Origin of the sequence: Herbiconiux liangxiaofengii, assembly GCF_041927335.1 — a bacterium.
Lineage (GTDB): Bacteria > Actinomycetota > Actinomycetes > Actinomycetales > Microbacteriaceae > Herbiconiux > Herbiconiux liangxiaofengii.
On record NZ_JBHFHD010000009.1, the window covers coordinates 379,436 to 387,698 of the forward strand.

General features: G+C 67.4%; 12 protein-coding genes. 8 read left to right on the top strand and 4 right to left on the bottom strand.

The features are described from left to right. Window positions 1-24: 24 nt before the first annotated feature. From ACEXOR_RS10620 to ACEXOR_RS10640, 5 genes are read left to right on the top strand one after another with little or no spacing between them, the layout of a single operon-like run. Window positions 25-1,029 carry a hypothetical protein gene (locus ACEXOR_RS10620; protein ID WP_374849600.1) on the top strand — a complete coding sequence of 335 codons (1,005 nt, stop codon included), beginning with the start codon at window positions 25-27 and terminating at the stop codon, window positions 1,027-1,029. Beyond that, a complete protein-coding gene (locus ACEXOR_RS10625; protein WP_374849601.1) occupies window positions 1,016-1,615 on the top strand; it encodes a hypothetical protein in 600 nt (199 codons plus the stop codon). Before ACEXOR_RS10620 ends, ACEXOR_RS10625 begins: the two co-directional genes overlap by 14 nt. Then, on the top strand, window positions 1,608-2,666 hold the full coding sequence (locus ACEXOR_RS10630; RefSeq protein ID WP_374849602.1) for a hypothetical protein: 1,059 nt from the start codon (window positions 1,608-1,610) through the stop codon (window positions 2,664-2,666). The genes ACEXOR_RS10625 and ACEXOR_RS10630 overlap by 8 nt, the downstream gene beginning before the upstream one ends. Next, window positions 2,663-3,352, top strand: a complete 690-nt coding sequence (locus ACEXOR_RS10635; RefSeq protein WP_374849603.1) for an ABC transporter ATP-binding protein — start codon at window positions 2,663-2,665, stop codon at window positions 3,350-3,352. Before ACEXOR_RS10630 ends, ACEXOR_RS10635 begins: the two co-directional genes overlap by 4 nt. Further along, the gene (locus tag ACEXOR_RS10640) at window positions 3,349-4,611 is read left to right on the top strand and encodes an ABC transporter permease (RefSeq protein WP_374849604.1); all 1,263 of its coding nucleotides are present in this window, start codon (window positions 3,349-3,351) and stop codon (window positions 4,609-4,611) included. The genes ACEXOR_RS10635 and ACEXOR_RS10640 overlap by 4 nt, the downstream gene beginning before the upstream one ends. Window positions 4,612-4,790: 179 nt before the next feature. Here the strand turns inward: ACEXOR_RS10640 and ACEXOR_RS10645 are convergent, their stop codons facing one another. From ACEXOR_RS10645 to ACEXOR_RS10655, 3 genes are all read right to left on the bottom strand, one after another. After that, window positions 4,791-5,000, bottom strand: coding sequence for an ABC transporter ATP-binding protein (locus ACEXOR_RS10645; protein ID WP_374849605.1), 210 nt, complete (start codon window positions 4,998-5,000; stop codon window positions 4,791-4,793). Window positions 5,001-5,087: 87 nt separating this feature from the next. Next, window positions 5,088-5,225: a hypothetical protein gene (locus ACEXOR_RS10650; RefSeq protein WP_171010823.1), complete on the bottom strand. Its 138-nt coding sequence runs from the start codon at window positions 5,223-5,225 to the stop codon at window positions 5,088-5,090. 305 nt (window positions 5,226-5,530) lie between these two features. Continuing rightward, complete coding sequence (locus tag ACEXOR_RS10655; protein WP_374849606.1) at window positions 5,531-5,671, bottom strand: hypothetical protein; 141 nt, start codon at window positions 5,669-5,671, stop codon at window positions 5,531-5,533. Window positions 5,672-5,944: 273 nt separating this feature from the next. Here ACEXOR_RS10655 and ACEXOR_RS10660 point away from each other — a divergent pair, with 273 nt between their 5' ends. The 3 genes from ACEXOR_RS10660 (at window position 5,945) to ACEXOR_RS10670 (ending at window position 7,391) form a co-directional block, all read left to right on the top strand. Next, window positions 5,945-6,184 (top strand): ribbon-helix-helix protein, CopG family, encoded by a 240-nt coding sequence (locus ACEXOR_RS10660; protein WP_374849607.1) that lies wholly within the window; start codon window positions 5,945-5,947, stop codon window positions 6,182-6,184. Between the two features lie 88 nt (window positions 6,185-6,272). Beyond that, window positions 6,273-6,569 (top strand): hypothetical protein, encoded by a 297-nt coding sequence (locus ACEXOR_RS10665; RefSeq protein WP_374849608.1) that lies wholly within the window; start codon window positions 6,273-6,275, stop codon window positions 6,567-6,569. 585 nt (window positions 6,570-7,154) lie between these two features. After that, the gene (locus ACEXOR_RS10670; protein ID WP_374849609.1) at window positions 7,155-7,391 is read left to right on the top strand and encodes a hypothetical protein; all 237 of its coding nucleotides are present in this window, start codon (window positions 7,155-7,157) and stop codon (window positions 7,389-7,391) included. Window positions 7,392-8,131: 740 nt separating this feature from the next. Here ACEXOR_RS10670 and ACEXOR_RS10675 read toward each other — a convergent pair. Further along, a partial coding sequence (locus ACEXOR_RS10675; protein ID WP_374849618.1) for an integrase core domain-containing protein occupies window positions 8,132-8,263 on the bottom strand: 132 nt, incomplete at its 5' end.

An 8,263-nucleotide genomic window follows, 5' to 3' on the forward strand; every position in this document is an offset into this window, starting at 1 on the left:
CAATCGTCAGTTTCGGAAGGCATCATGAACACAGCACCCATCTCATCCCTTCGCGCGCTGCTGGTCACGGCGGCGGGCGGGGCTCTCGTGGCCACCCTGGCGGGTTGCGCCGGGGGAGCAAGCACAGCGGCCCCGCCGACCGAGTCGCCGTTGGCCCCGTACTTCGACGTGCTCTACGGCGGCGGCACCGACGAGCAGATGCAGGCCCAGAACAAGGCGACGCAAGACCTCGCGGCCGCGTGCATGAAGGAGCAGGGCTTTCCGTACCGGCCCGACTCGTCGTCGGGGGTGTTCAGGCACGAGGATGTCGACGGGCCCTCGTGGGGGTCGCGGGAGTTCGCGGAGCAGTACGGGTACGGGGTCGTCCGTAACCCGTTCTCAGGTGGTGCGGGCTCGGATGACGGTTCGGGGGAGTACGTCGATCCCAACGCCGACTACCTGGCCACGCTGAGCGAGTCGGAGCGCGCCGCCTGGGAGGAGGCGCTCTACGGGCCGCCCACGGGCGAGCTGGAGGGCGAGTTCGCCGCGACGGACTACGACTGGACGACGGCGGGCTGCCTCGGCGCGGCGTCGCACCAGGCCGAGCTCGATGCCGGTTTCGCCGGCAGCGACCCCGAGTTCACGGCGTTGATCGACGAGATGGAGGCCCTGTCGCAGAAGGCGATGACGACGGATGCGGTGGTGGCCGCCGAACGCGGCTGGAGCGACTGCCTCGCCTCGGCCGGGCACCCCGGTTTCGAGCACAAGAGCGATCCGTCGGCCGACATCGCCGAGCGATTCGCGGCGATCGTGCGGCCGGGGGAGGCCCCGAGCGCGGCGGATTCCGTCGAACCGGCGGAGACATCGCCCGCTGCTCTCGACGAACTCGCCGAGGAGGAGGTCGACCTGGCGGTAGCCGACTTCGACTGCGCGGAGTCGTCGGGGTACGAGGCCACGCTCGCTGCGGAGCAGCAACGGCTCGACCAGGAGTTCGTCGACGCCAACCGCACTCAGCTCGACGCGCTGGTGGCCGCGCATGGGCGCGAGTGAACCCAGGCGGGTCGGACGACGGGGGGCCGAGCAGACGGTCGGGCGGCGGCGAGAGCTCGGCCGGGTAGCCGGGCGGGCGCGACGTCGCGGGCTCCGCGGTGCCCGGCTCGTCGGCGTGCTCGGCGCGGTGGCGCTGCTGTCGCTCGGCGTGGGGGTCGCTGCCGCCGAGCTCGTGGTGTCCCCGGCCGATCTGGCCGCCCGCACGCGCGCACCAGAGGCGGGGCCGATCTTCGCCCCCGTCGAGCGGCGAGTCGTGGCCAACACGGTCACCGCGCGGGCCGACGTCACCTACGCCGATGCGGTCGATGTCGCGGTCGACACGTCGGGGCTCGCCGGGCCCGCAGTGGTGACGGGGCGGGTGCCCGAGGTCGGGGCCACCATCGACGCCGGCGGCGTGGCCCTGGAGGTGGCAGGGCGACCGGTGATCGTGCTGCCCGGTGGGCTTCCTGCGTACCGCACGGTGCGGGCGGGCCAATCGGGCCCCGATGTGCTCCAGCTCAAAGCCGCGCTGAAGGGTCTGGGCATCGAGGCGGGAGACCCGGCCTCATCGAGCTACGACGCCACCACCGCGGCGGGGGGTGGCTGAGCTGTACCGCCGGGTCGGTTACGCACCCCCCACCGCGTCTCCGGATGCCGCGGCCGCGGTGCAGTCCGCCGCGTCGGCCGAGCGAGCCGCCGAGGCTGCGCTCGGGCAGGCACGGGCAGCCCTCGAGCACGCCTCCGCCGGCGCCCGGCTCGACGCGACGGTCGAAGCCGACAACGCGGTTCGTCAGGCTCAGCGAGCCCTCGCCGACGCGACCGACGCCGCCGAACCCGAGTCCGTTCTCGCCCGGCTGCGCGACGAGTTGTCGCTCGCGGTGGCCCGCCGCGACACGGTGCTGACCCCTCCCGACGTGGCGGCGGAGGCTGCCGCGGTGACCGCTGCCGAGCAGCAGCTCGCGGATGCGCGGGCCGCCCGCGCGACGGCCGAGACCGACGCTCTGACTCCGCTCCCCGCCGGAGAGGTGGTCTTTCTCCCGACGCTTCCACGACGGGTCGACGGTGTCGAAGCCGTGCAGGGAGAGGTGGCGAAGGGAGCCCTGATGAGCGTCTCCGGTGCAGCCCTCCACCTCGAGGGCAGCCTCGGCCACGATGACGCGGCCCTCGTGAAAGCGGGGATGACCGCGGAGTTCAGCACCGCCGACGGGTCGCGGTACCCCGCCACCGTGAAGGAGGTCGCCGTGAAGAAGACCGGCTCTGGATCCGGTGGCGCATCCGACACCGGGAGCGAGAGCTCGGGCTCGGGCTCGGGCTCGGGCGAGTCGGGCGGGACGACCACGCGCTACGACCTCACCCTCGACCCGGGGACTCTTCCGGCCGAGGTGATCGACCGCATCCGGGGGTCGAACGTGAAGGTCGACATTCCCGTGCAGGCGACGGCGGGCGACGTGCTCGCGGTGCCGGTAGCGGCGCTCAGCGCCGGGGCGGGTGGCGAGAGCCGGGTGGAGCTCGAGGTGGCCGCGGGCCCGGAGAGCGCCGACACGTCGAACACCGAGATCGTCGAGGTGACGACAGGGCTCGCTGCGGGCGGGTATGTGGAGGTCCGGAGCGACGATCCGCGCCTGGTGGTCGGCGCCCGGGTGGTGGTGGGGCGATGACGGAGGTTCCCCTGGTCGCCCTTCACGGCATCACCCGCTCGTTCGTGACGCCGGGAGGCTCGGTCGCCGTGCTGAAGGGCATCGATCTCGAGGTGGCCCGGGGTGACTTCGTAGCCATCACGGGCGCCTCCGGGGCAGGCAAGTCGACGATGCTGAACATCCTCGGCCTGCTCGATCAGCCCACCACGGGGGAGTACCTCTTCGACGGTCGGGCGACGGCTCGGCTGAGCGACCGTGAGCGGTCGCGGGTTCGTGGGGCGGGCGTGGGGTTCGTGTTCCAGGCGTTCCATCTGCTCGCGGCGCGGACGGTGCTGGAGAACGTGGTGCTCTCGTTCGTCTATGGAGAGTCGGGGGAGCGGCCCCGAACACCCGCCGAGCGACGCCATCGGGCGGCGGAGGCACTGCATCAGGTGGGTTTGTCGAAGCGGTTGCACGCCCTGCCCGGAACGCTCTCGGGCGGCGAGCGGCAGCGCGTGGCGATCGCCAGGGCGATCTGCACCTCACCGCGCCTGCTACTGGCCGACGAGCCGACGGGCAATCTCGACCGCCGCAACTCGGATGCCGTGCTCGAGCTGATGGAGCGGCTGAACGACGGCGGGCTCACCGTGGTGGTGATCACGCACGACGAGTCGGTGGCGCGGCGAGCACGCACCCACCGGGTGCTGGACCAGGGGCGGTTGCGGTGAGACGGCGCCGTCGCCGGCAGTCGCCGACGAGTGGGCAGGTTCGGGCGCAGCTCTGGCGCGACCTCGCGCAGGAGGCGCTCACCAGCGTGGGCTCCCGGCCGGGGCGTCTGGTGCTCGGCGTCGTGGGCACGGTGGTGGGCATCGGCGCGCTCGTGATGACAATGGGGCTCGGCCAGACGGCCGCGGGCCAGTTGTCATCGCGCTTCGACGCCGTTGCCGCCACCCATGCCGAGGTGGCGCCGGCGACGGCTCGGGGGAGTGACGGCGACAGTCGCGCGGTCGCGGTCATGCCCGACGACGCGCTGTCCCGTGTCACCGGTCTGGCCGGGGTGGAGGCCGGCGCCCTGATCGCCCAGGTCGATTCCGGCAGCACCGCCATCACCACGGTCCCGGTGACCGACCCCGCCCGCGCGCAGACCACGCCGCCCGCGGTCGTCGCGGCATCCGGAGATCTGCTGGGGGCGATCGGCGGCGAGATCACCCGAGGCCGCATGTTCGACAGCGGTCATGAGCTGCGTCGCGACCGCGTCGTGGTGCTGGGTGCCGAGGCGGCCGAGCGGCTGGGGGTGACGTCGATCGACTCGCGCCCGTCGGTGTTCATCGGGGCGCACGCCTACGCGGTGATCGGCATCCTCGGTTCCACGCTCACGCAACGCGGCCTGCTGTCGGCCGTCATCGTGCCGCTCAGCACGGCGCGAGTCGAGTTCGGCGCACTGACGCCCTCGACGCTGGCGCTGTCCATCGCGATCGGGGCCGGCGGGCTCGTTGCGCACCAGGTTCCGATCGCACTGTCGCCGTCGCAGCCTGACGATTTCTCGGTTTCCGCGCCAGGGGAGTCGACGGCGTTCGAAGACGGAGTGCAGAACGATCTCCAGCTGGTCTTTCTGGCCATCGGGCTGATCACGCTGCTCGCCGGCGCCCTGGGCATCGTGAACGTGACGCTGAGCAGCGTGTCGGAACGCATCGGCGAGATCGGGCTGCGCCGGGCTCTGGGGGCGACCCGGGGTCAGATCGCCGCGCAGTTCATCGCCGAGTCGGCGACCATCGGGTTGCTGGGCGGTCTGATGGGCGCAGCGGCCGGCGTGTTCGTCGTGGTTGCCGTCTCGTCGACCCAGGGCTGGACGCCGGTGCTCGACCTCGACCTCACCTTCGGCGCGGTCGGCGTCGGGGCGTTCGTGGGCCTGGCGGCCGGCGCCTATCCGTCGCTGCGCGCTGCGGCCGTCGAACCGGCTGACGCCCTCCGAGACGCCCCGCGCTGAGCCGCTTCCGTTGCGCTGATAATGCACATTATGTCAAGTGAATGGGTTATATACCGCGTGATCATGTAATACCAGCAAATCTCCACCAGGGAGCTCGCGAACGACAGCGCAGTGCTCCGGTAGCGCAAGAAGCCCCCGATCCCGCAGAGGGATCGAGGGCTTCCCGAGTTCGCCTGGCGCTAGACGCGCTGGCTGATCGTTCCTCCGGGGTTGCCATCGGCTGCCCGCTTGGTCACGAACTGACCGGTCGAGGCCGACCGGTGCACGGTGGTGTTGTTGCTGGTTCCGGACCCGACGCGTTCGGTCGTGGTCTTGCTCGGCCACCGGGCAGCCGCTGCGTTGTTGACGAAGCGGCCGCTGGAGGCGGAGCGATTGACAGTGCGACCCATGGTCATCACCTTTCTGCAGAGAGAGTTGTGTTGGAACCGGGCTCCTGGCGGGCGGGGCATCGCTCGCCAGGAGGCGGCTGTCAGTGCCTACTTGGCGCGCTGCGAGAGCGCGCTAGCAGCGACACTCTTGTTGCGCGCCGAGGAGCGGCCGTCGCGCAGAACGGCAGATGCCTTACGCGCGACGCCCTTGCTCGTGACGCGGCTCGAGGACCGGGACTTAGCCATAGGACTCTTCTCCTCCCCCGTTCGCGTGAGGTACGCTGGGGGCTTCACCAGCCAAGTGAGCACCCGTGCCCTTCCGAATGACCTCGGAGGGGCACACCTGTTTCGGTTGCCTGCACTGCCGCGATCGTCGCAGCGCAGTCGACGGGCCGAATGCCCGAACGTCTTTGACGGTGCCTTGCCGGCGGCTCTGCCTGCTATGCATCGTTCTCTTCCTGAAACACAAGGAAGCCTCCGAGCCCAGCCTCGGGCACCACGTCCTCGATCAAGTCGGCGGGCATTTCCATGATGGCCAATGAGGTCCGCGTCTAAGCGAGCTCGTCCTCCTGCACATCCATCGCCTCGATGGTGAACTTCATTCGAGCCACACCATTGCGCGTCATGTACTGAAGCGCGGACGAGAGATCGATGTCCGGAAACTCAACTTCCGGATCGTCGTTGCGGTCCATCGGGCCATCCAATCTGTAACGCCTTAATCCATGCTCCGATCGTAACTCAGAACCACCGACATTGCCCATTTTGTGTGTAAATAATGCATTAAATGGGTGCACTATGTGGGCGTGAGGGGGATAGAGTAAGGGCATAAACCGCCCCTACCACACCCCTCGGCGACCAAAAGAGCGAAGGCGCTGCTCCGCCCGTCGAGGGCGAAGGTACCCAGAATCTCGAAGGATTTCGGGCACCACTCAGGAAGAAAATGCGCTTAATCGAAGGAATCGACAGTGGCCACCGGAAGCAAGACACGTGAGAACACGAGCACAGTCCGTCTCAACGTAAACCTCAACGAGGAAGCCGCCGCGGCAATTAAACAAATTGCAGACGAGCGAGACATCTCCGTCACCGAAGCTATTCGGCGAGCCATCTCCCTCTTCAGCTACGTCGACGACGAAACCCGCAAGGGCCGGCGGCTCCAGACCACGAACCCGGATCGCTCCGATGTGAGAGAGATCGTACTTATTTGACGATTGGCGAAGGGAGCGGTCGCCTGAGGCTCCGCCCCTTTGCTATCTGAAGTGTGAGCCTCAACGTAGGAGCGACCATATGAGTCAAGTGAAGATCACCGACTGCTACATCGAAGAGTATGAGAACGGCCAAGGACAGCCGAGCGCCCGGCTACGCGAAAAGGTCACCGGCCGCAAAGTTGACCTCGGGACGACTACCGACTCAGAGGCACAACACTTTCTCAACTTTCTCCGAGCCGCCCAAGCCAATCGAGCACTGATGCCCGATGCGTTTTCCAAAGAAGGAGATGACGACTCTATCTCCGTCTCTGGCGACGTCGATTTTGACGCACCCGATGAAATCAGATACATCCACAACGCCAACCTCTCCTACCTATTCGCTTGATGTGAATAGCGCCGCCCGTGGGCCGACCAGTCAGAGCTTTGCCTCCGCATAACAGTCGCGCACCCGACGTCACTCCCCCGCGATCAGCTCAGCGAGTTCTCGCGTCTAAGGCATTCCGTCCGGGTTCGGGTTCGGTCCGGAGCGCGGGGCTGGTTTGAGATGCCGGCCGCCCTCCGCGTGCGGCCTAGGCTGAGCGCTGCTCGAGCGCTCGGGTTCCTCGAATTGACGTCGCGCGAGGCATCCCCCAGTGCTTTGGCGACCTGCGCGGCACGTTCGTTCGGCTCGTTCAGATGCCAGCTCCACGGATCTGCGAGTCGGTGAACTTGAGCCGGCGCCCTCCACGATCTCTGCCGGCCGCGCGCCGGTTGGTGACGGAGTCACCGATGCGCTCGCGCTTGATGTCCAACTCCATCGGAGAGAACGCGGACATCACTGTGAAGACCATCGCTCCCGTGGGAGTTCTCGTGTCGACGTCGCCACAGCCGAGATTCGGCGCCACCCCGGCTTCCGAAGGCCGGACTTCTCGCGGATAGTTCTTGTGTCAATGGGTCGATAGCCATGCTGGGGGGCAGAAGGATAGGTCGCATGGGCACCTCGCCAGCAGGTGCATTCTTCAGGGCTATCCTGATCTACCCCGGCTGCTTCGTGGAAGAGTTGCCCGTTCCGCTTGTGCGCGGTGCAGAACATCCACCGCAGACGCTGCACCTCCTGCTTATGAGCGGCGGGCCTGAGATTGTGGAGGAGTTCGCGCTGATTCTCGACGAAGGATGGAAGGAGATTTTTCGCGCCGAATACACCTATGTGAGTGCGGCCGAGTACTAGTGCGGTTCCTCAGCCAAGGGATGCCGAACTTGCCGGCTGAACCCGCCCCCTGGCGACTAGAAGCTTCGTGCTCTGTTAAGAGCGGGGTCGCGCTGGCCTCATTTTCGAGCGTCGCCGAACCCTGCTCGTCGAGCGGGAGAACAGGGCTGCCTTTGCTAACGGTAGCGAACTCGAAGTAGTCACTTCCCGACCGCCGCGATTCAGTGTGATGAAGTGTCCGTCGCGGAATTCCACCATGCCAACCGACTCGTCATCGACGAGGGCGACCCACATCCGGGGCTCCGGTTCCCACCACTCGATCTCAGCCACCGAATCTCCACGTAGGCCGCGCCTAGTAGAACGAATCGTGCCCGTAGTCAGGTTGCCCATAGCGGTCTCAATCCGGTGCATACAGAGCGAACGGGTCCGGGACAGCCTCCGCGTACTCTGAACATCGATGCCCGATCGCGCATATGGGTGGCGACTGCCCGCGTCATCTGTGTTTCACCACGGTCAGCAGTACGGCGGAATCCTCCACGGCGAGCAGCGAGTGGGGTGCATCAGGGATGGTGATCAGGTCACCGATCCATCCGGACCACGAGTCGTTTGCGGCTGTGAGGACGACGCGACCGTGGAGCACCTGCACGGTCGCCTCTCCGGGGTTCTCATGCTCCGCGAGTTTCTCCCCCGCTTTAAGGGCGATCACTGTTTGCCGCAGCAGGTGCTCGTGGCCACCGTAAACAGTCTGTGCGCTGCGGCCGCTAGATGTACTGCCCAGGGAGGTTGATCAATCTGCTGATGGGTGGTTGTGCTCCGATGGCGGTGTGGGGCCTGTGGTGATTGTATTCATGGAGCCAGGCCGGGAGTGCTGCTCGGCGGGCTGATTCGCTGTT